Source organism: Pseudomonas sp. 1 R 17 (assembly GCF_900067035.1).
In the GTDB taxonomy this organism is placed as follows: Bacteria; Pseudomonadota; Gammaproteobacteria; order Pseudomonadales; family Pseudomonadaceae; genus Aquipseudomonas; species Aquipseudomonas marginalis.
The window spans coordinates 1-23,514 of sequence record NZ_FKLB01000042.1 but is presented as its reverse complement, the minus strand read 5'-3'; the positions used below and the strand labels follow the sequence as shown (position 1 = coordinate 23,514).

The window sequence follows — 23,514 nt, the reverse complement described above, 5'->3', positions numbered from 1 at the left end:
TCAATGAAAGACCCAGATCAGTACCTTGCCGACGGCACGTTGCGCTTCCTACCAACCCGGCTCAACCGCCAGCCCGTTATTGTCCTGGGTCTGACGGCCGATGAAATGTGGGTCACTGTGGCCTTCTCAGGGCTGCTAGGTATCGGCCTTGGAATTGCTGCTGCGGTGCTTTTTCAAAGCATTGCGTTGGCCCCCACGATGATGATGCTCAGCATAGGGCTGGGGCTTTTCGTCGGAGGAAAGCTGCTACGCCGTCATAAGCGTGGCAAGCCAGAGACATGGCTCTATCGACACCTGCAGTGGTTGATCGCGACCCGTTGGCCTCTATTGACGGCGTGGACAGGCGGGGCTGACCTGATCATTCGCTCAGGCCGCTGGAGTACCCGCAGGAGCGAGCGGCCATGAGTCGCTTCAAGAATGAAGTGGTTCGGCTTGAATCCCACATCAAGACCTTACGTGCCGGCTGCGGTGTGCTGTTCGGGATTGCCGTACTGGCGGGGCTTGGATGGTGGGATGCTCCAAGGAACCTGACCATCCATAACCCACCTGACCTGCGCTCGGGCAGCACGCGTAAGTGGTGGGAGATACCGCCTGAGTCTGTCTATACGTTTACGTTCTACATCTTCCAGCAGCTCAACCGCTGGCCGACTGACGGTGAGAAAGACTACCCCCGCGTCATCCACAAACTCAGCGCTTACCTGACCCCACACTGCAAATCAGAGCTGGAAAGCGATTTTCACAAGCGACAAACCGCCAGTGAGCTGCGCAGTCGCACGCGCAGCGTTTTCGAAATACCGGAGCGTGGCTATGGTGATGCCCCTGAGCTTCGCGTCCAGGTCCAAGGACGAGATCAGTGGCTCGTCACCTTGGACCTGGCAACTGAGGAGTTCTACGGCTCTGAGCGGGTGAAGCAAGCCTTTGTACGCTACCCGCTTAAGGTCGTGCGACAGGACATCGACCCTGAAAAGAACCCGTTCGGCCTTGCACTGGATTGCTTCGACTCGCTTCCGCAACGCATCGCTCCTCTCCCCTCTTCAAGCGCCAAAACTTCAACCAATCAAGGAGGCCAGTAATGCGCCGTCTGCGTTTTGCTCTGCCGTTGTGGCTGGGCTGTGCGGTCGCTCATGCCGTCGAAATCATGCCTTGGGAGCGGCTGCCGCTGGCCGTCCCTCTGCAGGTTGGCCAAGAGCGCATTATCTTCATCGATCAGAACGTCCGTGTGGGCGTACCGCGCTCACTTACCGATACGTTGCGCATTCAGAGCACGGGGGGCGCCTTGTACTTAAGGGCATCTGCGCCCATCGCCGCCACTCGCTTGCAACTGCAGGATGTGCAGACGGGAGAAATCATCTTGATCGACATCGCCGCGTCGGACGCTGAAGATCAACCGCCTCTTGAACCTGTGAGGATTGTGAAGGCGGTTGCCGCTCCCAAACACCGCGGTGATGACGCGTCCCACGCCAGAGGTGCTGACTCAACTGACGGCAACCTTGCGCAGTCCCCCTCTGAGCGCCGTGGCACGCCACTACCTGTAATTCTCACGCGGTATGCCGCTCAGAGCCTATACGCCCCGCTTCGCACCGTAGAGCCACTCGCAAGCGTTTTTCAGATCAAGCAACGACGGACGATTGATCTGAGCCATTGGCTCCCAACGCTACCCGTCGAAGCATCACCACTGGGTGCCTGGCAATTGGACGATCACATCGTCACGGCCATCAAGCTGCGTAATACCTCAAGTACCCCCCTCCATTTGGACCCTCGTGCGCTGCAAGGTGATTTCCTCACCGCGACCTTTCAGCACAACAACCTGGGGCCAAGTGGATTGGCAACAGACACCACCGTCGTGTACTTGGTGACCCGAGGGAAAAACCTGACACAAGCACTGCCGCCTGCTATCAGCCAAATCGATGCCAGCCCCCCTCACAAGTCCCGCCAAGGAGATGCCCATGCAAAGTAATGGCCTGCTCAAGTGGCTAGTCCTGGTAGTGGTACTGCTGGTGGTCTTGGGAACCTTCAAGGCCTGTTCAAACAAAGAGCCGGCAGCATCGTCCGGCAAACCCTCCGATCCACAATTGACCCAAGACGAAATGAAACAGTTGGGCATCGAAGGCGACACGCCACATGACACCGTGGCCACCTTGGTTGCTCAGACCAAGGCCATGCGCAATGAACTCAAATCGCTGCTCTCCGACAACAAGAGCCAACAGGAAGAAAATGCCCGTCTGCGCCAACGAGACAGCGAGATCGACCAACGCATTCAGCAGGCACTGAACATCGAGTTGGACAAGACTCACTCGAAAGAGCCACGCCGATTAAACGAGCTAGAAACACAAAGCCTACTCGACGATCTCAAGCAACGTCTCTCCACAGAGTTCCTGCCAAACCGCAATGCCGACCTTCCGATCGGCCTGGGTTTACAACCTGGTGATGGTGAACACTTTTCCAAGAGTGAAGGCGATCTGATCTGGATCGATCCTCAGGACGCAACGGCGGTCGACGCTCAGGGTAAACCGTTGCCTACCGGTTCAAAGAAACCCGCCACAGGGTTCAATTTCCCCGAAGCCTTCAATGATGAGATCAACCGTGGTCAACGGGAGCTAAAAGCCAGAACCGGTGCGATCGGACAAAACATCACCACCACGGACAGCAAAGACACCGCGACACCGGTTTATACCCTGCCGGAAAACAGCACGCTCAGCGGCTCCATTGCCATGACCGCATTGATCGGCCGCGTTCCGGTGGATGGTGTCGTCAACGATCCCTACCCCTTCAAAGTGCTCATCGGTCCCGACAACCTCACCGCCAATGGCATTGATCTGCCTGATGTCGCGGGGGCAGTGATCAGCGGTACCGCTGCAGGTGACTGGACGCTCTCCTGCGTGCGGGGACAAATCTCCAGCATCACGTTCGTGTTCAACGACGGCCGCATCCGCACCGTGCCCACACCACAGAAACTGACCAACCGCCAAAGTACAGGGCAAGGCAGCAGCGCCCAATTGGACAAGATCCAAGGCGGGATTGGCTGGCTCAGTGATCCTTACGGTATTCCCTGCATCTCGGGGGAACGACGCTCCAATGCCGAGCAGTACCTGGGTACCAAAACGCTGATCACCGCTGCCGGCGCCGGCGTTGCCAAGTTGCTGGACGCGGGCCAACAGAACTCAAGCACGCTGTTCAGCGCCAACGGTACACCGGTTGGCGCAGGCGCAGCGGGTACCGATGCGGTGAACACCATCCTGTCTGGTGGTGTGAAAGATATCGGCGACTGGGTCAACAAACTGTACGGCCAGGCCTTTGCGGCCATCTACGTGCAACCCGGCGCCCAAGTGGCGGTGCACCTGGACCGCCAGCTGGAAATTGACTACGAAACCCTCGGCCGCAAAGTACGGCATGTCTCCGGAGGTGCTGATGTTTCTGCGCTCGATTAACCCCCTGCATTGGATTCTGCTCAGCGCGCTGGCTATCAGTGGATGCACGACCGACAAGGATCGACTGCTTCCCCATGGTCAGCAGACCATGTTGGAGATTTGGGATGCCAACTCCCACTCGGCCACACAAAGCCTTACCGACAGGCCGTTGCTTCAGGCGCGCTCAACGCTGTATCGCACCCTGAATGAGCCTCCCCAGGATCATACGGCCTACACCCGAACAGCTCAGAACGAGATTTACAGCCAATTCAAACGCCTCCCCAATCCAGACCTGGTGATGTACGTATTCCCCCATCTTGCGGGTTCTGATCCAGTCCCTGTCCCCGGTTACAGCACCGTCTTCACCTTCTATCAGCGTGTGCAATACGCCATGCCAGGTGAACGTACGGAGGATTATTGATGGAGCAGATACATAAGGATCAGTACCCAGCACAGCCAGCAAAGAGGGTTCCCGAAGTCAGCAGTGCCTTTGCGGCCAGACACTGCACACACGCCGATGAACAAGCGCTCTATGCCAAGACACCAAGCTTTGTCGATATGCTGCCGTGGGTTGAGTTTCTCCCCGACTCTCAATGCATGTTGCTCGAGGACGGCGAGTCCCTGGCTGCTTTTTTTGAGCTGACACCCGTCGGAACCGAGGGCCGTGAAGCGAGCTGGCTGAAAACCGTCAGAGATGCGTTGGAGAACGCATTGCAGGACAGCTTCGACGAGCTGGAAGACCAGCCCTGGGTCGTTCAGCTCTATGCCCAGGACGAAACCGACTGGGCCAGCTACCTAAGCAAGCTGAAGGCGTACATACAGCCTCGTGCTCAAGGCACCGCCTTCACCGAGTATTACCTGCAGATGTTCGAACAACATCTGCAGGCCATTTCCAAGCCCGGTGGCTTGTTCGAAGACACCGCGGTGACGAAGCTCCCCTGGCGCGGGCAGACACGCAAAGTACGGTTGGTTGTGTATCGCCGTAGCAAAAGCACGCCCTCTCGGCGCGGCCAGTCCAGCGAGCAAGCCCTCAACAGCATTTGCGATCGACTCGCCGCAGGTCTTGGCAACGCTGGGGTCAAGTCATGCCGTATGAACGAGGGGAGCATTCACAACTGGCTGCTGCGATGGTTCAACCCCAATCCTCACCTCTTGGGCGACACACCAGAAGCGCGCAAAACCTTCTACCAACTGGTTGCATTGCCAGAGAACGAATCCTGCGATGAGCTGGAGTTAGCCAGTGGAACAGACTTTGCGCAGCGCCTGTTCTTCGAGCAACCACGCTCCGAAGTTAGCCAAGGGCATTGGTACCTGGACGAGATGCCACACCGTGTGATCGTGCTGGACCGCCTGCGCTCGCCACCCGCGACTGGGCACCTGACAGGAGAGACCTCCAAAGGCAGTGATGCGACCAACGCCCTCTTCGATCAGATGCCAGAAGACACCACCCTCTGTATTACTCTGGTGATCACCCCTCAGGACATGCTCGAAGCCCACCTCAACCATCTGGCCAGCAAGTCTGTCGGCGACACCTTGGCCTCCGAACAAACCCGCGAAGACGTGCAACGGGCCCGCTCGCACATTGGCAGTGCCCATAAACTCTACCGCGGTGCAGTCGCCTTCTACCTGCGAGCAAAGGACGTCGAGCAGTTGGAGGAGCGGACCCTGCAACTTCACAACGTGATGCTCAATGCAGGACTTCAGCCCGTACGTGATGAGCATGAGGTGGCACCGCTGAATAGCTATCTGCGTTGGCTGCCCTGTGTGTTTAACCCAGGCATGCACAACAGTGAGTGGTACGCACAACTGATGTTCGCGCAGCACATCGCCAACCTCGCGCCGGTATGGGGTCGGAGCGAAGGTACGGGCCATCCGGGAATCACATTCTTCAATCGCGGCGGCGGGACGATCACGATCGATCCCCTGAACAGCCTTGACCGGCAGATGAATGCCCACCTGTTTTTGTTCGGCCCCACCGGTGCCGGCAAGTCAGCCACCCTGAACAACATCCTCAATCAAGTCACTGCGGTGTACCGGCCGCGCATCTTTGTTGTCGAAGCAGGAAATAGCTTCGGATTGTTTGCTGACTTCGCCAAAGGCCTGGGCTTAACGGTCAATCGAGTCAAATTGGCACCTGGTTCAGGTGTCAGCCTGGCCCCTTTCGCTGATGCCAATCGCCTGATTGATTCGCCCACGCGGGTTAAAACGCTGGATGCAGAAGAGCTGGATGACACAGAACACACCGAAGACGATGAACGCGATGTCCTGGGTGAGTTGGAAATCACTGCACGCCTAATGATTACGGGTGGCGAGGAGAAAGAAGAACAGCGTTTAACCCGTGCCGATCGCAGCATGATTCGTCAGTGCATCATCAACGCAGCGAGAGCCTGCTCCGAGCAGAGCAGGACGGTTCTGACTGAAGATCTGCGGGACGCGCTAAGAGCCTCTGGTGATGACGCCAACCTGCCAGAGCAAAGGCGCATTCGTATGCTTGAAATGGCGGACGCCATGGATATGTTTTGTCAGGGGGCTGACGGGGACCTATTCAACAGCGAGGGAACGCCTTGGCCGGAAGCGGATATCACCATCATCGACCTCGCCACCTATGCCCGAGAGGGCTACAACGCCCAGCTGTCTATCGCCTATATCTCGCTGATCAACGCCGTAAACAACATCGCAGAACGCGACCAGATGCTTGGCAGGCCCATCATCAACGTGACCGATGAGGGGCACATCATCGCCAAGAACCCGCTGCTGTGTTCTTACGCACTCAAGATCATCAAGATGTGGCGAAAACTGGGAGCCTGGTTCTGGTTTGCCACCCAGAATATTGACGACCTACCAAGAGCGGCAGAGCCGATGCTGAACATGATTGAGTGGTGGATTTGCTTGAATATGCCGCCGGATGAGGTCAACAAAATAGCGAGGTTCCGGGAGCTTAATGATGCTCAGAAAAAATTGATGCTGTCGGCGCGCAAGGAGTCGGGGAAATTCACGGAGGGTGTCATCCTATCTAAATCCACCGAGGTATTGTTTAGGGCGGTACCGCCAAGCTTGTACCTTGCGATGGCCATGACTGAGCCTGAGGAAAAAGCTGAGCGATTCAGGCTGATGAATGAGCACGGGATCAGTGAGTTGGACGCTGCGATGTCCATGGCGAAAGCCATTGACCGAAGGCGCGGAATCAACTGAAGAGGAGTCTCATCTGTAGCGTGTCCACATGGCTACCATCAAATACAATTCAAAGTAGCATTTTGCCATTACCTCGAAGACAAACACATCACTCTTCTGTAAATTCCCTGCCATTGCACCTCCAAGGTAGGAAACGCACGTGAAGATCGGAATTGATTTTGGTACCAGCTATTCCAGCGCAGCAGTTTTTCGCAACGGCCGTGTCGAACACGTCTTGTTTGATGGACAGCCTCAATTCAGAACGTCTGTCTTCTTTCCCAGCCGAGCTGTCGACTTCTCGACTTTCGAACTCACGGCTCTTCATGAGCAAGAAATAAGCGACAGCATTCATTCAGCAAAATCCGCGTTTGCAGGACGGCTTCTTCATTACAGAAAGGACATGTCGGCGCTTGAAATGCGAATTAGAGCCGCAGCCCGCCTCCATACAGCGTTGACCTCGGTTGAGAAAGCAGAGCGTCGCAAAATGATTGCGAAGCCGCATTTGAGTAGTGATGACGATCTCCGGGCCGCAGCGATCAACTCGATTAAACGTCAGTGGCTGGCTGATCAAATAAAACAGGCTAACGAAGCTGACATTCGCCTCGACGCTGCAATTTTCGGTGAGGATGCAATTGACGCCCTTTTCATATATGAGTCTGGGCGCTTAATTCAATCACCAAAGTCTATGCTGGGTTTTCAATTAGCAGAGACTCAACGTCGGGACATAACAGGGATCATCACGCGTATCCTTAAGCACATCCGGGAGCAAGCCAGTCTTCAGTTTGGTCAGGAAGTCACTGAGGCCACACTGGGTCGGCCAGTGAAATTTCGCAGTTCAATAGGTCCTCAAGGTGAACACCAGGCTATCGAAATTCTAAGTGAAGCCGCCAAGGCAGCAGGCTTCAAGAAAGTCGACTTTGTGTATGAGCCTTCCGCAGCTGCGGTTAGCTACCATACCAACTCAAACAATACACACCATGCCCTTATCATTGATGTTGGCGGAGGGACAACTGACGTTGCGTTGGCAAAAGTCGGTACAGATAGCGCGCAACCTCACATTTTGAATACGTGGGGCAACCCAAAGGGTGGGACAGATGTGGACCTCGGGTTATCGCTACGCTCCGTAATGCCGTTGTTCGGTAAAGGTATTTGCGCTGAATTACTAGCACCAGTATTCGTGGATGCTGCCTCGGTAAGTGATCTTAACCGTCAAAAACTGTTTAGTGATCGACGTTTTCCAGGGACCTCACCGCCCTATTCTTCTCGATTGGCTGAGCTGCAACAACCAGGAATACCGGTACGACTGAACCGAGATGTGGAGAAGCTAAAAATCGAGCTTAGTGAATCCACACACAGCGAACGCCCACTGGATTATATCGAGCCAAACCTTGTAGCCCGTGCACAGAAAGCCGACTTAGCGCTCGGAGCAGAACGCTTCATGCGTACATTTCAAGAGCTTCTTGGAGAGGTACGGAATGAAACCCAAAACTATTCCCCAGTGCTGTTCTTGACTGGGGGCATGTCCCGAGCGCCCTACGTGATCGATGCGATCAAAGAGGCATTCCCGGAATGTAATTTTGCCCCGAGTGATGCATCACTCGGAGTCGTGGACGGTTTATCAGTGTACGCATCGCTGACATGATGGTTTGTCCCTCAAGCGGTTTGAACATCGAACGCCGAATTTGGTGAGTTTGTAGAGCCTAAATATTCAAGCCTAAGTGAGGGTAGGCAAATTACAGATGCGTGTATTGCATCTGTGACAGCCCCAAGACAATGAATGCTTTACGAATGTTTGCGTCAGTGGGTCCTCTATCCCGTAACCACCTCACAGGCAGGTCGAGATAGCTAGCCCACAGCGCCCCTTGCTTGAAGTCCAGCCACCGATTGGTTTTTGCCATTACCTCCAAGTATTGATTCACCAGCAAGTACTGAAGATCCCCAGCTGAATACTTAGCCAACTTGAATGCTTGGGTGTAGTGAACGGAGGAAGCGGCGTAATCGGCTGACCTGTAGAAAACGATCCCCTTAAGCCATTCCACAAGCCATGGCAAACGCCCTGCTACGGAGGCGCAGCTCATCTCTTCGTGGTAAGAATTTACGTCCTCCAAGGTTAAATCTTGGAGGTTCCTCATCACCATGCCCTGCTGTACATACCTGTCAAAATCAGCGGGTTTGTCCAACCTCCATCGAGAAATAACGTCTGCGCGGATCCTGGCTGCATAGGCGCCGTAGCGCTTCTCCACCCAAATAATTACGCTCTCTGGTACACGCCCATCAGCGCCTCTGTACTTCACTATGAGGTCGTGTGCAGTTTGACATTTGGCTTCAAAAAAAGCCCAAAAGTCAGGTGCCATTTTGATACCTAGACTGACTCTCTTCTTCAGGCGGATTGAAGCTTGGCTCACTAGCTCAAACGTTGTTCCACTCTCGCTGAGTGGCTCAATTTCCGGTGTTTGTTTGACTAGGTGTCGATTCAGATTGGCAAGGTATTCATTGATTTCTGCGGCCATCCATCCAGCGTAAAGCCTTGTCTGGCTCAGTGTCTCCTTCAGAAAGTCCCTGCCAAAGACCTTTTGAACATCCTGCGTAATGAAGGTGGTGATTCGTGCAATTACAGCGCAGGTAACAATACCGTCCTGGAGCCGTTGCTCAACTGGATTTCCAATCAATGCTTGCGCATTGAAAGAGTCCTCCAAGTTTTTCACCAGCGCAGGAAGTGAAGGTAAATGCTTGCCAGCTTTCCAGCTCCGGGCAACCCTCTCGTTTCGCTCATATCGACCTGTTTCGTCCTGCGTCCCTAGAGGATCATGGAACGTGGAAAGGCTAAGGCCGCAGGCTGCATAGGCCCACGCCATTACCTTACTGAGGGGCGTTGAAATTTCTCCATCAACGTTCGATGGCAGATACCAACAAGGCTCCATAGGCTGAGGAGCGGCGTAGATATACCCTTGCATCACGATCCAAGTACGAGCCGCAGAGCGCACCGCTATTTCAATTGCATAGCTCGTAAGAAAATATCGTGCGGTGTCGGTCTTGGTCATGTACGTACCCACCTGTTTAATCAGGGAGGCGTACGACTCGTGCAGGTCATTGAGTAACTCGCGGATTTGCTCTGCTCGGAATCCACATCGGACATACCGCCCTAACGTGCTTGTTAGGAGCTTCGCGATCTCCTCAAATGTGCTCTGTAAATGGCAGTCTTCCTTTGCCAGTCGCTGCATACGCTTTTGGTAAGTCTTCGCCATGCTTTGATCGAACTCGGTCTCGTCGAGACGATCGTGGGCCTTTCGTGGCATCACGCCAGACGCCGCAACCGCATACTTAACCACGTCGCCGAGAGTGGGTGATGTGTACACTCTTTCCATGATGTGTTTCCCCGAAGTGCCCGTGTGGCTTACTGCTGGTTAGGATTCAGTTGCTTGCCTCGATTTCCGTGCACATGGGAGTTGGTGGTATTCGACCCATTAGTGCCTCGGTTCGTGTTTAACGAGTCAGAACGGTGATTGTTCTGAACGCGTTGGTGGTTGGATGGTTGCTGATTCGACGGTTGGTTCGACATGGTGTTACTCCTGAGTAATGGAGGCGCAGCGTGATTGAGCGCGCTCCTTGGGTGACACCCCGCAGATTACTCAGTGCCCCCTTATCACTCCACGTCGAAACTGGCGACGTCCTTTTTAGACGTTTGGGAAAACTTACGGAACGTCAAGCCCCGTATTATTTGTCTTCAGGGCTAGCAGCCGAACAATCAGGTCTGTCTGAGCGGCATAGTCATCACACCCACAAAGCGCGGCACACTGAATCAGAAACGAATCAATCTATGGATAATCTTCACTGAGCGCTTGCCGCGCGCCAAGAAGACTCTAGCTGAGTAATTGCAGCATCTTTCACTTTTTGAAGACGATTATGGGTCTCATGCAGCGGCGCCTTTATCGCTTCAAAACGCCAAGCGGCTGCTATAAGTCCTTTGCATGGCCCCATGTCTGGAATGATGTCCCCCGGGCGGACCAAGGACTTGCCCCCCAAACAGATGCCGTTGAATGCCGTCATCCGAACGTTGAGCGAGGCTGTCTCCCTGACCATCTCATCAATGGCACCATCAATCGACTCGCTAGTATTGCGAATACCGGACTCTGAGCCTTCTACCTGAAGAAACAAGCCTCTTGCTTGAGCTCGGTGTTGGTCGTTCCCAGAGGCAAGCCTCTGAGCAAACTGAAGCTTAGCGCCAATGTCTTTGCTCGCTTGAGCAAAGAAAGACAAAAACCGCGGCGTGTCGTTGATCTGTTTGTTTGCTCGTTTCACATAGGCATCCAGTGCGTCTGCCAAAGCAGACGCAGACCGATTTAACGTTTCGACTTGCTCGCCTTTCAATCTCCCGACCTTGATGACATGGCCGGCTCGCGTAAGCCTTTGCGCCTCAAAATTGAAGTTCTCGACGCTGCTTCGGACAAAATGAACAATGGAAACCTGACCACCGTTGCCTGAAAGGTTGAGATCCAGGCCTGTATCGGAGAGGACGCCGTTGTAGTTCAACTCAGTCGAGCGCCTAGGTGCTGAGATCGCCAGTGTTAGCCTCTCTTCATCCACGATGCCTCTCACATTGGATATCAACGTGCTGATCTCGCCAACCGCGGAGAGCTCAATAGATCGAAGGATTCCGACAATTTCGCCACTTCGCGACTGGGTAAGCTCCAAGAGCTCAACTCCGCCTGTACGACTGGCAACGTAAGTGCCAGAAACTTTTGGGTCTGAACATGCCGACAGCATGAAGGCGGCAGAAACGACTGCAAACACGTTTGATAGGCTTCCCATCCTACACCCCCAATCCTGAGAATCTGAGTATAGGATGGCATCACATCATCGTCCTGAAATGGCTTTCAGGTCAGCTAGACGTTGCACTTCTGCATCAGCCAAATCTTTTATGAGCTGACAATGCTCAGCAACGCTGACAGCCTCCAGCTCATAAATTCCCTGGATATATCCCAAAGCCAACCACCCCCTTTCGTTAACCTGCCCAGGGGTACTTGCCTCTCGAATATGACTTATTTCAGCGTTGCAAATATGACGCGCTTTAGCTCTATCTTCCTCTGTGTACAGCGGCATTGTTGCTCTCCATACGCGTGATCATCTGTCCATTCATGATTCCTGCAGCATTTGACAATCTCAAGCTCGCGCCAGTGGGCCTGCTCAAAACTCACAATGCATGCAGCAGCCCACCATGATCTGGGAAAGCGATCGAACGTGAAAACAGGAAAGTGTCACCGAATGAAAACTACCTAATGAGGTACCGCACCTCTCCTTGCGCATGGCCCGAACAGGCAGAAGAAACCCAATAGTGGCACATCGCCAAAAAACGCTACACAAATTCAACTTCTTGCCGATACACTCGAAATCATGCACGCCGACTCTGCTTTCAGAGGCGCCCTTTCTGACTCTTCGCCAGACTGCGCATTTTTCGCAAGGACGTGACTTATGTTTAGAAAATTTGATGCACCCGAGGAAGGTTACTACTCCCACATCCGGGAATTTGACACCTCTCCTATGAATCGCTTTCCGATAGCGTCTACTCTGATTTTTTCATCCATCAGCGACGCACTATCAAAAGCTTACGACTCGGCTCGCGAGACTCTGGTGGAGGCCGCTGACACCGTTGCGGACAAAGTTTCTGATGCCTACGACTCGACCTTAGAAACCGTATCTGAAGCAGCCGATGTTGTGTCAGACGCATACACCTCCACTCGAAACGTCGTATCTGAAACGGCAGAGAGAATCTCCGACGTTGCGTCTGACGCTTTCACCGCTACCACCGAAACGATCTCCACTGCAGCTCAAACTGTCGCGTATGCAGCGTCGGACGCGTTCGACGCCTCGCAGGAATACGTAAACGAATTAGGCGAAAAATTCACTGATGCCGATGGTTCGACTAACTATTGGGCGATAGCGGGTGGCGCAGCTATCGGTGTCGGAGCTGTCGCTGCGGTTCCATTTACAGGAGGCGGCTCATTACTGGGGGCGGCGACTCTGATGGGCTCCTTAGCTGGAGGTGCAACAGTTGCTGCAGCAGTTGGAGCTGGAGTGGCTGGCGCCATAGCGGGGGTGCACCTGGGTGACAACAGCGCCGCGCAGGAAAAAGGTTACAACAAAGGATTTGCTGAGGGTAAAGCTGAAAACGTTGTTGAGATTGAAAAACTATCCGAGAAATTCGCAGCCCTGCGCGATCAACTTAAAGAAACTGGGAAGTTCTTCGATGGCGTGATTGCCATGCACGCGGTCGCGATTGCAGCAGCAAATTGCGACGGAGCAATCTCCGAAGTAGAAAGGCAAACAATCGAAATGTTCATCTCAGGCCTTGCCGCTGACTCAATGCCTACCGCTGCGCTCGAAAAAATTGAATCGCAGTATCGAACACCTCCTTCGATTCGCGATGCTTACGAGCTAGCCAAAGCGTCCAATGTAGACATGAACACGTTCCGCGAAATCATCACCATTGTCATGGAGTCAGACGGTCTCGCTCACGTAGCCAAGGACACATTCATGCAAGCATGGAATGAGCTAAGAGCCGCCTAAGGAAGGGATGCAATGAGCAAGCTAGAGATTTTTAGAAAACAGCAAGCCTTACGAGTCTCTGTGGGTAACAGACCTCTAATTCACAGCGCTGCTTCCCCTGAGGCAGTTGCGCAGCTACTCAGCGTAGAGCCTGATTATGCAAGGCTCTCGACCTTCAGTTACTTCGAAGCCATATCGCTCACTGCATCAGACAACTCTGACGAAGCCCTTCGACTGCTCAATCAGCTTGAGCAGAGCTTTGACACCGCTCGACTTGATGACATGCTGCAAAAATGCCAGCGGGACGTGATAGGGGCTATAGCTGGGCCGCTTGGACTGGGTAAAGTACTCGCTGTCCACGACAAGATCGGTGGGAATGTCACCACAATCCACAACGCAAGACAGGACATCTACGCCCGCGAGATGGACGAATACAACAGGGCGGCATACACAGATGCCCCTAACAGCCAAGGGAAAAGGTTTTCCGGTGATGGTAAAAAATCTGTAGGTAGCAAATTCACTCAATCTCAATTGGACGGTGATGACCATCTCATCGACGGTTATACCCTAGACCGCATCAAGGGCAGTGAAAGCAGCCCCGATCACATTATCTCAACTAGCGCCTTCCATAAGGATGGCGGCTTTATGCTACCCGCAGACCGAAAAGCCGACTTTGGCACGGACACCGATAACCTAATTTCCACTCGCAGGGACATCAACATTTCGATGAGTGATGATGATAAACGTGAATGGGTGGATCGCAAATCAAACGGCCGGAAAATCACAAACGAAGATCACTTCAACATTAAAAAACCTCAACTCGAAGCCGCCGTTCAGCGTGGGGAAAAGGCAGCAGAAAAGCACGAGCCGTCTTTGAGTGAAAAAGCTGAGTTCTACACCAAAAACGCAGCGACGACAGGCGTGAACGAAGGCTTGAAGATGGGTACCCAGCAGGCCTTTGGCTTGTTGATGGTTGAGATATTTTCAAGCGCTCTTGAGGAAATCAAAGACGTTTACAAAAACGGTCAGCAGAGTGATTCCGTCTTGGACGAGCTGTCCCTACGGTTGAAACGCGTAGGCGTGAGGATGGCATCTAAGTGGAAAAACCTGATCGAGGGTTTCAGCGGCGGCTTCATTTCCGGTTTCATCTCGAATGCACTCACTATGCTCATCAACATGTTCGTAACTACTGGTAAACGTGCTGTACGCATGATTCGCGAGGGTGTGTTCTCTCTTTTGAAAGCAATGAAAATGATGGTTCTGCCTCCAGAAAACCTGACCTTTTCCCAAGTTGCTCATGAAGCCTTGAAGCTCTTGGCAGTAGGTGGCGTAGTCATTGGTGGTGTCGCTCTCGAGGAGATGGTGGAGAAGCTGATCATGAGCGTTCCTCTGCTGGTACCCATCGCTTCTGTCCTAACCGCCGTGCTCGTAGGCGCTATGACGGCTTTGTGTATGACTTTTGTTTGCTACTTGATCGACAAAATGGATCTACTCGGCGTGATCCAAGCCGAGCGAAACAAGGCGATATTAGCGGGGCTCAATACTCAGCTTGATGAAAAGGTTACGAGGTCGTACGCCATCATCGAAGATATCGAAAAGTATTTGCTTGAAGCTTGAATCGCGAAGCTATAGAAATCGCCGCCCTATTTGGACATCGCGGCGATCCAATGGCGCTCGACAAACCATGCCGCGCAGTATCGACAATAAGTCATCGTGAAAATTTTCTAGGAGCTGTAACGCAGTGAAAGGACTCAAGGTGTTGTACCACTTCCACCCCGTGGGGCAAGGCGTATTCTCGAGCGGGATGCTGGCCCCAGAAGATGGCAGCAACAAGCGCTTCTGGTGGGTGTTCGATTGTGGCACCCATATGAAGGACCATTTCTACCGCCGCGATGAGGAGATCGAAAACCTGGCCGCCATGGTTGGTGGTACCTCCGCCGGAAGACGCCCCCGGATCGATCTGGTCTTTATCTCGCACTTCGATAGAGACCACGTCAACGGCCTGCTCAAATTGCTTGAACAGTTCGAAGTTGACCGGTTGGTGCTTCCTTTCATCCCGCTTCACGAACGGCTGCTCATCGCGTTTCCTAACAATTCGGCACAGCCCCCACACCCTTGGCAACTGTTCATAACTGCCCCCTCACGCTATATCCAGCGTACTGAAGGCATACAGGTTGATCGACTGACCGTCGTCCCGCCGTCCGGTTCGGAGGGGCCGCGCGAGGACAACGACGGCGACCCGCAGCCTTGGGAGGAGGATCCTGTCGAGATCGTTCCGCCGCCCTCCGAACTGCCAGAAGAGATCAACGAGTTCGATAACCTTGGCGGCGCAGGCATCCGGATCGAGTGGTTGGCGCAGGGGGCGTCCCTGAAGGTGGGCAACGCTTGGGAGTTCGTCCCTTACAACGATCCATCAACGGTCGGGCGGGCCACGCAGCCCTTCAAACAGCACGCCAAACATCTTGCTGATCAACTGATCAATGCCACCTGCGAAGCGACCCGAAAAAAGTTCAAGGACGATATCGTCAAGTGGTACGGCGCAAACCATGGCACTACCGCGCCGGAGAAAAACCTAATATCGCTATTCGTGTACGGAGGGCCACTGTTCACCGCGGATAGGGTGAGCTTTGGTAAGCTCAGCCACCGTTGCTTTAATAAATTTTGGCAGTACAACGCACCGTATTTACACTATCGCCCCCTCTCGTATCTCAATTTCCAGAAATTCGCTCACGCCATCCTGTATACCGGTGATGGTTTTTTGAAGAAACGAGAGCAGCTCTCGGACATGCTTAGCTATTTCGGACCTGGAAGGATCGAGCAGCCAAAGGTTGTGCAGGTCATGCATCATGGTGCTAGATCCAGTTGGCATCTAGGTGTCGCAGATGCACTCGCACCGACCTTCAGCATTTTTTGCTCATATAAACACGGACTGTACTTACATCCACACGACGATGTCTGGGATGACTTTGACGGCTACGGACGATGGATCTGTGGGGCCGATGAGTCTGAAGGTTTTCGGTTCTACCAACGACTGACGATCTGAAACGGGAGCGTTCACAATGAACCATGGCCGTGCAATCAAGACACTTGCACAGTGTCATCCCATGCATTGCACGGCCCCTTTCATTGTCAGCAGCTCAGCAGGTAATCAAATACAAGGAATTGGCGAACCAGTTTTCGTAATGTTCTCTACGCGCGCTGCGTAGAGGATCCAGGAAATACTTCTCTGGATCCACGCGATGAAACTCAAACGCTTAGTCAGACCCGCTGACCTTGCGGCGCTCTACAAGGCTCGCTTCAACGCAACAACTTCGGTTTTTGCTGGTTACCTCTCCCCCAGCCATGCATCACGTCGAACGAGTCACATAAAAGACTCTGCAAGGCTCCGAAGAGCGACTATGAGTTGCTACAGCAAACGGCGCGGCCTCCTATCTTTAGCGACGGCCATCGCGATCCTTCCTTGCTCAGCTCTGAGCTTCGCCCTCGATACCGTCACCATTATTCCGTCAGTAGCATCACCCAACTGCATGGATTACCAAGTCGTTGGTGCATGCTATTGGCTTCGATGCACCAACTTCGGATGCAAGGTCAAAACCTCCACGAAGGTTCGCCACTACGTCCCCGATGCGGTTGTCTCAAGCTACTCCTCAACCGGAGAGAATCCCTGGACTGAAGTTCGGGCATTGAGCGGACCGATCTCCCAGGCGAAAGGTGGCGGCAGCGGCACCACAAACGATCAACACGAAAACAATCTGTCCATCTTCAAGAACGTCGACATCATCGGCCACCCTGGTATAGCCGCCTTCAATGCGTTCGCCAGTGGATCGGGATACACCTGCGCTGGCGCCGGCACCCCCTATGTGCCGTACATGCTCAGCACCCTGGACTACATTGGATGGCGGCACGGTATCCCTGAAAGCGTCTATCCCCAGTCCCTCATTCCCGGAATGCGTGAGATCGGCAGCAGGCTCTCACTGAACCTTTGGGGGAACGTGTACCCACGCAGCGGCTTTCTACATCAGGTTGACGATTACAAGGCCTCCGCGGTCATGGCCCAACGCGCAGGAGATATCGTCACACGCCCCGGCCAAGTCCACGTTTACCAGCCTCTTCTCGCTTCACCCAGCCCCGGCTATTGGCCTGCAGGCGAGCTGCGCGAATCCGATCCTTCAACAGGAAAATGGCAGCAACTCACGCCAAGGCTAACGAACGCCTGCTCCGTCTTCCCCAACGCGGGCCCTCATACCCAAGCCATCGACGGTGGTTATGCCTGGTCGCTCTGGCGCCCCTACACCTGCTGCAAACGTGAAGGGCAAACCTTCCTCGGCAGCACCGGCCCTCATTAATTCACTAGCCTGCACGGAGCCACTCCATGACTCGGACGTCCGTTTTCACATTCCCCTTCAACTGCGCATGGCTACTCATCGCCACGATGCTGGGCAGCTCCCCATCGACGCTAGCCGCACCGGGTTACAGCAGTGCTGGCAGCGTGATCGGTGATGACGTCCTGTACAGCATCGGCGGCGGAAATGCGGTCTCTATGGGACGTGCCGGCAACATGCAAAGCATCGGTGTAGGCATTGGCTGGAACAGCAACCTGATGTGCGGAAACATGGACCTGTCGACCACGCTGCACAACCAGCTCAACGGACTGACTGGCGGCTTCCAGAGCATCATGGGTAGCGTGATTCAAAACGCGACGGGCGCCGTTGCGTCACTTCCCGCCCTGATCATTCAACGTGCAGATCCAGGCCTATACAACCTGCTCACCAACGGCATTCTTCAGGCTCGTCTCGACTTCGATCGCTCCAAGGCAAGCTGCCGTGCAATGGCAGAACGTATGGCAAACATTGCAGGTAACCAGACCGGTTGGGGCTCCCTTGCAGAGGCTCAGGCTCTCAAGGAGGCCATAGGCCAAAACAAAGATGCCGTAGCCGTTACCGCTCGAGCCGAATCCGACAACGGAAATACCGGCGTACCGTGGGTGGGTGGGAACAAAGCAGGCGGTCGAGGGCAACCGCCTATTCGCGTGGTCAGCGAGGTCACCAAAGCAGGCTTCAACCTGTTGAATAATCGCTCCGCCTCAGACGCCTCCACCGTCGCTCCAAACGACTGCAACAGCGGCATGCTCTGTGGCACCTGGCGCTCACCTGACGAGGCGGCAGCATTCGCCAACCGTGTGTTGGGCGAGGTACAGCAACAGACCTGTGAGACGTGCACCAAGAGCACCACCACTGCCGGCGTTGGCCTAACTCCATTAATCCATGAAGAGTACAAGGCAAAACTGGAAGCACTCCATGAGCTCATCTCGGGCTCCAAGCCGCCAAGCACAGAAAACTTGAATTTGGCTGGTAGCAATTCAATGCCCATCACCCGGGGCGTCATCACTGCGCTACGCGACGAACCAGACCAAGAGATCCTGGCACAGCGCCTGGCGTCAGAGATCGCGGTCACCAGCGTGCTGGAAAAAGCCCTCCTGCTCCAACGCGCCCTCCTCGCCGGCAACAAAGAACCCAATGTCGCGGCGAACGAAATTGCTACAGCAGCAGTGAATACCGAGCGTCAATCTCTCCAACAAGAAATCACCAACCTCAAAACCGAGCTGGAGCTGCGCAGATCCCTGACTAGCAACTCCCCAGCCGCGATCATCGCTCGCCACAGAGAACGCAAAGACAACTCACGGGCCATTTACGAAGGGGATCCAGAAACCAATCGTCTTGAGCAAGCGGAAAAAGACAGCTCCGCCAGTGGCCGGAGACCAAAGCCATGACGCAGAAGCATCAACGACGACTCACCACAATGAGCCTTTGGGCGCCCACCGTTGTCGCAGGCCTAGTTGTCTTGATTGCCCTCACTTTCAACGTGCTGGGCGTTCACGTCATGAGCGGCTTGTCTGCATGGCAGGAGTGGAGAACCCATTCGTACTGGCATTTTTTTGCGTGGCGAATAGCGCTTTACTGCGTCGCCTTATGGGCATGGCTGCTCTATCGCAATCAACTGCTTCAGAGCGAATCGGCCTCCAAAAAAGGTGTGCGCAGGATAGAGATGGGTGTGTTTCTGTCGCTGCTGCTGATAGAGCTGCTCCGCGCCCTACTGCGGCAAGGAGTCTGATATGACGCTCTATACCAACGACTACCTTGAGTACTACCTGACCCTCGTAGGCTGGCTTGTCAGCAACGTAACCGTCCGAGCAACACATCTTCCTGATGCCATCGGTTAAGGCGATGGTGTCCACCTAAATTTAAGTGGACACCATTTTTAGCCTTTTTAAGCGGACGCCCATGCCACAAGAACGCCGTTCCTATTCCAAGTCCTTCAAGGCCCAGGTCATTACTGAGTGCGCCCATCCTGACACTTCAATTGCCAATGTCGCCTTGACCCACAACCTCAATGCAAACCTCGTCCATAAATGGATTCGGGTGCATGCGCAGAAAAACCTGGCACTGCAAACTGCCTTCATCCCGGTCAAGACTTCGCCGCCGGTGCCGATGCATCAGGCCCTTCCTGCCACGATCCGAATCGAAGTGCCGCATCCAAAAGGTGTAGTCGTGGTGAGTTGGCCAGCAGAAAATGCAGCGGCGTGTTCTGCTTTCCTACGAGACCTGCTGCGATGATCCGCGTCGATTCCATCTGGCTCGCCACCGAGCCCATGGACATGCGCGCCGGCACTGAAACCGCGCTCGCACGAGTCGTGGCGGTGTTCGGTGCGGCGAAGCCGCACTGTGCCTATCTGTTCGCCAACCGCCGCGCCAATCGAATGAAAGTGCTGGTGCATGACGGCGTGGGGATTTGGCTTGCCGCCCGGCGTTTGAATCAAGGACGCTTCTTCTGGCCGGGTGTGCGACACGGCTCCGAAGTTGAGTTGGATGCCGAGCAACTTCAGGCCCTGGTGCTCGGTTTACCTTGGCAGCGCGTCGGTGCAGGCGGAATCATCTCGATGCTTTAACATCTGCCATGGCGTGCTTGCCAGCGCAATTGGCCCATCAGTCTATCGTCGCCATCAGCCCTCTCTGGCAAAATCGGCGGCATGACTTTGCATCCAAATCTCGATCAATTAAACCCTGAACAGCTGCGTGCCCTGGCGGCGCAGTTGATCCAGCGCGTCGAGACAATGGACAAGCAAATCACTCATCACAAGTCGGTCAACGAGAAACTGGCCCACGAGATCGCGCTGCTCAAACGCTTCAAGTTTGCCAAGCGCAGCGAGCAGTTGAGCCCGGATCAAGCCAGCCTGCTCGACGACTTGATCGATACGGATATCGCCGCTATCGAAGCCGAACTTGAGGCGCTGCAACCGGCACCTGTCGAAGCCAAAGTGCGCCAGCAACCCAAGCGCGCACCGCTGCCACCGCAGTTTCCTCGCACACTGATCCATCACGAACCGGACAACAGCCACTGCCAGTGCGGCTGCGCCCTCAAGCGCATCGGCGAAGACGCCAGCGAAAAGCTCGACTACACGCCCGGCGTATTCACCGTCGAGCGTCACATCCGTGGAAAGTGGGCCTGCGAGCAGTGTGAAACGCTAATCCAGGCGCCGGTACCGGCGCACGTCATCGACAAAGGCGTCCCGACCGCAGGCCTGCTGGCCCACATCATGGTGGCCAAGTTCGCCGACCATCTGCCGCTGTATCGCCAAGAGAAAATCTTCGGCCGCGCCGGGCTGCCCATCGCCCGTTCGACACTGGCGCAGTGGGTGGGTCAAACCGGCGTACAACTGCAACCGCTCGTGGAAGCACTGCGCGAGGCAGTGCTGGCCCAGCGAGTCGTCCATGCCGATGAAACACCCGTGCAGATGCTGGCACCGGGTGAAAAGAAAACGCACCGAGCGTATGTCTGGGCCTACTGCACGACACCATTCTCGGCACTGAAGGCGGTAGTCTACGACTTCAGCCCGAGCCGTGCTGGCGAACATGCGCGCAACTTCCTGGGCACTTGGAACGGCAAGCTGGTCTGCGATGGCTTCGCAGGCTACAAGGCCGGCTTCGAAGGGGGCATCACCGAAATCGGCTGCATGGCCCATGCTCGCCGCAAGTTCTTCGACCTGCATGTGGCGAACAAAAGCCAACTGGCCGAACAGGCGCTGCACTCAATCGGCGGCCTATACGAGGTTGAACGAAAGGCCAAAGAGATGAGCGATGAAGATCGCTGGCGATTACGTCAAGAAATGGCGATTCCTATCGCGGAGAAGTTGCATGAGTGGATGCTGGCTCAGCGCGAACTTGTGCCCGAGGGCTCGGCCACAGCCAAGGCTCTGGATTACAGCCTGAAACGCTGGGTAGCGCTGACGCGCTACCTCAATGATGGTGCTGTGCCCATCGACAACAATCGGGTCGAAAATACGATCCGGCCTTGGGCCCTTGGCCGTTCGAATTGGCTCTTCGCCGGATCACTGCGCAGCGGTAAACGAGCGGCGGCAATTATGAGCTTGATTCAATCGGCACGCATGAATGGGCATGATCCGTTCGCGTATCTCAAGGATGTACTGACGCGGTTGCCGACACAGAGGGCCAGTGCAATTGACCAATTACTACCGCATCAATGGGCACAGGGCTCCTAACACGCTATGAGCTACATTCAGTCCGACGCGTCTGAATCTAATGGTGTCGATGGAGGTATTTGCCATGCGGGTTTTTTGTCATCCTGACTGTCGAAAATACGCCGCGCCTTGCGGAAATCCTCAACGTTCTCGACAACCCAAGTCCAGATAGGTGACATGCGGATCAACAGTCCCATACCCAGCGGCGTCAGCTCATACTCGACACGTGGCGGAATCTCACCGAACTCCCGCCGAACCACTAGCCCATCCCGCTCCATGGAGCGTAGCGTCTTGGTTAACATCCGCTGAGTCACCCCAGTCATCTGCCTTTTTATTTCGGCATGGCGCATCGTGCCGTAAACCCCCAGGGCATGCAGAATACCTAACGACCAGCGGCTACCTGCGTGAGCAAGCACTTCTCGTCTGACGCCATCATCGTCTTCTCTAAGCGTTCGGCAAATTGTTTCTGCCTGGCTGAGAGCCTCCTGATCGGTCATTTCATTCTCTGGTATCACAGGTGTGCCTTCTTACGAACGTTGCCTAATCGTGCAAGCATTTGTTCATCTTACAGGCAACAGGTCTCAGGAGAAATCATGACCGAAGTGACCCAGCTTTCCCCCCAATCCATTCTCGTTCTAGGCGCCGGTGAGCTTGGGCTGCCGGTTCTGCGCAATCTTGCGCGAGTAGCAAAGCGCGCGCCCGGCTCCACAATCAGCGTCCTGCTCAGGGATTCGACCATCAACACTCAGGTGCCCGAGAAAAAGGTCGAAATCGATGAGCTTCGAGGTCTTGGCATCCAGATGGTGGCCGCAGATCTCGTGAATAATTCAATCGATCAGTTGGCTGAAGTGTTCGCACGGTTCGATACCGTAATAGGCTGCGCAGGCATGGTTGCAGGCCGGGAAACCCCGATGAAGCTGGCTACAGCAGCTCTCAAGTCCGGTGTGAAGCGCTACTTTCCTTGGCAGTTTGGTGTCGACTTCGAGGTAATCGGTCGGGGCAGTCCTCAAGATCTGTTCGATGCTCAGCTTGATGTACGCGAATTGCTTCGCGCCCAGGATAAAACTGAATGGGTAATCATCTCGACGGGTATGTTCACCAGCTTTCTATTCGAGCCAGTATTCGAGGTGGTTGACTTCGAAAACGATACCGTGAACGCGCTAGGCAGTCTTGAGACCAGCGTGACGCTCACGACTCCAGAAGACATTGGTGCGTTGACAGCGGAAATTGTTTTCTTCGAACCTCGCTTCCGCGATCAGATTGTGTACCTCTCGGGAGATACAGTGACGTACGGAGAGGTTGCGAGCCTCCTCGAACGTGTACTGGGTCGCCCGTTCAAACGTAACGTGTGGACTGTTCCGTACTTGCTCCAAGAATTGGAGAGAGACCCAACGCATCACATCAAGAAGTACCGCGCTGTGTTCGCCCAGGGCAGAGGCGTGGCCTGGCCTAAAGCAGGCACTTTCAACGCGCAGCAGTCGACTCAAGTCACGACCGCTGAGGAGTGGGCCCGTGCAAATCTGGCAACCTCATCAGCATAAGGGCAGTAGCTGAACGAACGTTCTCGCGCTCGGAGTTGACCTGCTAAAAAGCTCCTCAGTCTGATAATGGGCGCTGATAACCGAAGCTAAGGCGCGGAGAATGGGTCTGGTAATCCAAGACGACCGAATCTTTATCTTATCCGCACCATCTGCCGAGGTCTGAGGCGTCCCACTTCACTATCTATTGAGTTTTCTAAGCGCGAATTCCGAACCACGGTGACTTAACCAAGCGCTTACTAAAGCCTTGCAAATGAGCGTGGTTTTGAGGAGCACGGGGGAGAATGGTGTGGTCAAGGTGTGTCTGCCGGACGCTTAC

21 protein-coding genes are annotated in these 23,514 nt (G+C 54.6%); 17 read left to right on the top strand and 4 right to left on the bottom strand.

The genetic code is table 11. From position 1 onward, the window contains the following. Window positions 1-3: 3 nt before the first annotated feature. The 7 genes from BFP99_RS14915 (at window position 4) to BFP99_RS14885 (ending at window position 8,220) form a co-directional block, all read left to right on the top strand. Window positions 4-405 carry a TIGR03750 family conjugal transfer protein gene (locus tag BFP99_RS14915; protein ID WP_065947568.1) on the top strand — a complete coding sequence of 134 codons (402 nt, stop codon included), beginning with the start codon at window positions 4-6 and terminating at the stop codon, window positions 403-405. After that, window positions 402-1,073 (top strand): PFL_4703 family integrating conjugative element protein, encoded by a 672-nt coding sequence (locus BFP99_RS14910; protein WP_065947567.1) that lies wholly within the window; start codon window positions 402-404, stop codon window positions 1,071-1,073. The genes BFP99_RS14915 and BFP99_RS14910 overlap by 4 nt, the downstream gene beginning before the upstream one ends. Further along, complete coding sequence (locus BFP99_RS14905) at window positions 1,073-1,957, top strand: TIGR03749 family integrating conjugative element protein (RefSeq protein ID WP_065947566.1); 885 nt, start codon at window positions 1,073-1,075, stop codon at window positions 1,955-1,957. The genes BFP99_RS14910 and BFP99_RS14905 overlap by 1 nt, the downstream gene beginning before the upstream one ends. Then, a complete protein-coding gene (locus BFP99_RS14900; RefSeq protein ID WP_065947565.1) occupies window positions 1,947-3,428 on the top strand; it encodes a TIGR03752 family integrating conjugative element protein in 1,482 nt (493 codons plus the stop codon). The genes BFP99_RS14905 and BFP99_RS14900 overlap by 11 nt, the downstream gene beginning before the upstream one ends. Then, on the top strand, window positions 3,409-3,828 hold the full coding sequence (locus tag BFP99_RS14895) for a TIGR03751 family conjugal transfer lipoprotein (RefSeq protein WP_065947564.1): 420 nt from the start codon (window positions 3,409-3,411) through the stop codon (window positions 3,826-3,828). The genes BFP99_RS14900 and BFP99_RS14895 overlap by 20 nt, the downstream gene beginning before the upstream one ends. After that, window positions 3,828-6,599, top strand: coding sequence for a conjugative transfer ATPase (locus BFP99_RS14890; protein WP_083221187.1), 2,772 nt, complete (start codon window positions 3,828-3,830; stop codon window positions 6,597-6,599). The genes BFP99_RS14895 and BFP99_RS14890 overlap by 1 nt, the downstream gene beginning before the upstream one ends. Before the next feature lie 139 nt (window positions 6,600-6,738). Beyond that, a complete protein-coding gene (locus tag BFP99_RS14885) occupies window positions 6,739-8,220 on the top strand; it encodes an Hsp70 family protein (protein WP_065947562.1) in 1,482 nt (493 codons plus the stop codon). 91 nt (window positions 8,221-8,311) lie between these two features. Here the strand turns inward: BFP99_RS14885 and BFP99_RS14880 are convergent, their stop codons facing one another. The 3 genes from BFP99_RS14880 to BFP99_RS14870 form a co-directional block, all read right to left on the bottom strand. Next, on the bottom strand, window positions 8,312-9,619 hold the full coding sequence (locus BFP99_RS14880) for a hypothetical protein (protein WP_256098142.1): 1,308 nt from the start codon (window positions 9,617-9,619) through the stop codon (window positions 8,312-8,314). Window positions 9,620-10,406: 787 nt separating this feature from the next. Beyond that, a complete protein-coding gene (locus BFP99_RS14875) occupies window positions 10,407-11,387 on the bottom strand; it encodes a hypothetical protein (RefSeq protein WP_065947560.1) in 981 nt (326 codons plus the stop codon). A 45-nt stretch (window positions 11,388-11,432) separates the two neighbouring features. Beyond that, entirely contained in the window at window positions 11,433-11,678 is a 246-nt protein-coding gene (locus tag BFP99_RS14870) for a hypothetical protein (protein ID WP_065947559.1), read from the bottom strand. Window positions 11,679-12,047: 369 nt separating this feature from the next. Here BFP99_RS14870 and BFP99_RS14865 point away from each other — a divergent pair, with 369 nt between their 5' ends. The 9 genes from BFP99_RS14865 (at window position 12,048) to BFP99_RS14825 (ending at window position 21,678) form a co-directional block, all read left to right on the top strand. Beyond that, on the top strand, window positions 12,048-13,142 hold the full coding sequence (locus BFP99_RS14865; RefSeq protein WP_065947558.1) for a hypothetical protein: 1,095 nt from the start codon (window positions 12,048-12,050) through the stop codon (window positions 13,140-13,142). A 12-nt stretch (window positions 13,143-13,154) separates the two neighbouring features. Further along, a complete protein-coding gene (locus BFP99_RS14860) occupies window positions 13,155-14,738 on the top strand; it encodes a hypothetical protein (protein ID WP_065947557.1) in 1,584 nt (527 codons plus the stop codon). 124 nt (window positions 14,739-14,862) lie between these two features. Next, the gene (locus BFP99_RS14855; RefSeq protein WP_065947556.1) at window positions 14,863-16,164 is read left to right on the top strand and encodes a hypothetical protein; all 1,302 of its coding nucleotides are present in this window, start codon (window positions 14,863-14,865) and stop codon (window positions 16,162-16,164) included. Window positions 16,165-16,519: 355 nt separating this feature from the next. Further along, window positions 16,520-17,467 (top strand): TIGR03756 family integrating conjugative element protein, encoded by a 948-nt coding sequence (locus BFP99_RS14850; protein WP_065947555.1) that lies wholly within the window; start codon window positions 16,520-16,522, stop codon window positions 17,465-17,467. A gap of 86 nt (window positions 17,468-17,553) precedes the next feature. Further along, entirely contained in the window at window positions 17,554-18,891 is a 1,338-nt protein-coding gene (locus tag BFP99_RS14845; RefSeq protein WP_256098147.1) for an integrating conjugative element protein, read from the top strand. Beyond that, entirely contained in the window at window positions 18,888-19,232 is a 345-nt protein-coding gene (locus tag BFP99_RS33285) for a hypothetical protein (RefSeq protein WP_065947553.1), read from the top strand. The genes BFP99_RS14845 and BFP99_RS33285 overlap by 4 nt, the downstream gene beginning before the upstream one ends. A 170-nt stretch (window positions 19,233-19,402) precedes the next feature. Continuing rightward, window positions 19,403-19,735: an IS66-like element accessory protein TnpA gene (locus BFP99_RS32825; protein ID WP_003173944.1), complete on the top strand. Its 333-nt coding sequence runs from the start codon at window positions 19,403-19,405 to the stop codon at window positions 19,733-19,735. Further along, complete coding sequence (gene tnpB / locus BFP99_RS33620; protein ID WP_003177794.1) at window positions 19,732-20,067, top strand: IS66 family insertion sequence element accessory protein TnpB; 336 nt, start codon at window positions 19,732-19,734, stop codon at window positions 20,065-20,067. The genes BFP99_RS32825 and tnpB overlap by 4 nt, the downstream gene beginning before the upstream one ends. An 81-nt stretch (window positions 20,068-20,148) precedes the next feature. Further along, complete coding sequence (locus BFP99_RS14825) at window positions 20,149-21,678, top strand: IS66 family transposase (protein ID WP_042944682.1); 1,530 nt, start codon at window positions 20,149-20,151, stop codon at window positions 21,676-21,678. Window positions 21,679-21,695: 17 nt separating this feature from the next. Here the strand turns inward: BFP99_RS14825 and BFP99_RS14820 are convergent, their stop codons facing one another. Continuing rightward, window positions 21,696-22,154: a winged helix-turn-helix transcriptional regulator gene (locus tag BFP99_RS14820; protein ID WP_003429427.1), complete on the bottom strand. Its 459-nt coding sequence runs from the start codon at window positions 22,152-22,154 to the stop codon at window positions 21,696-21,698. 96 nt (window positions 22,155-22,250) lie between these two features. Between BFP99_RS14820 and BFP99_RS14815 the strand changes: the two genes are divergently transcribed. Then, window positions 22,251-23,198 carry an aromatic alcohol reductase gene (locus tag BFP99_RS14815; RefSeq protein WP_065947525.1) on the top strand — a complete coding sequence of 316 codons (948 nt, stop codon included), beginning with the start codon at window positions 22,251-22,253 and terminating at the stop codon, window positions 23,196-23,198. Window positions 23,199-23,514: the final 316 nt, after the last annotated feature.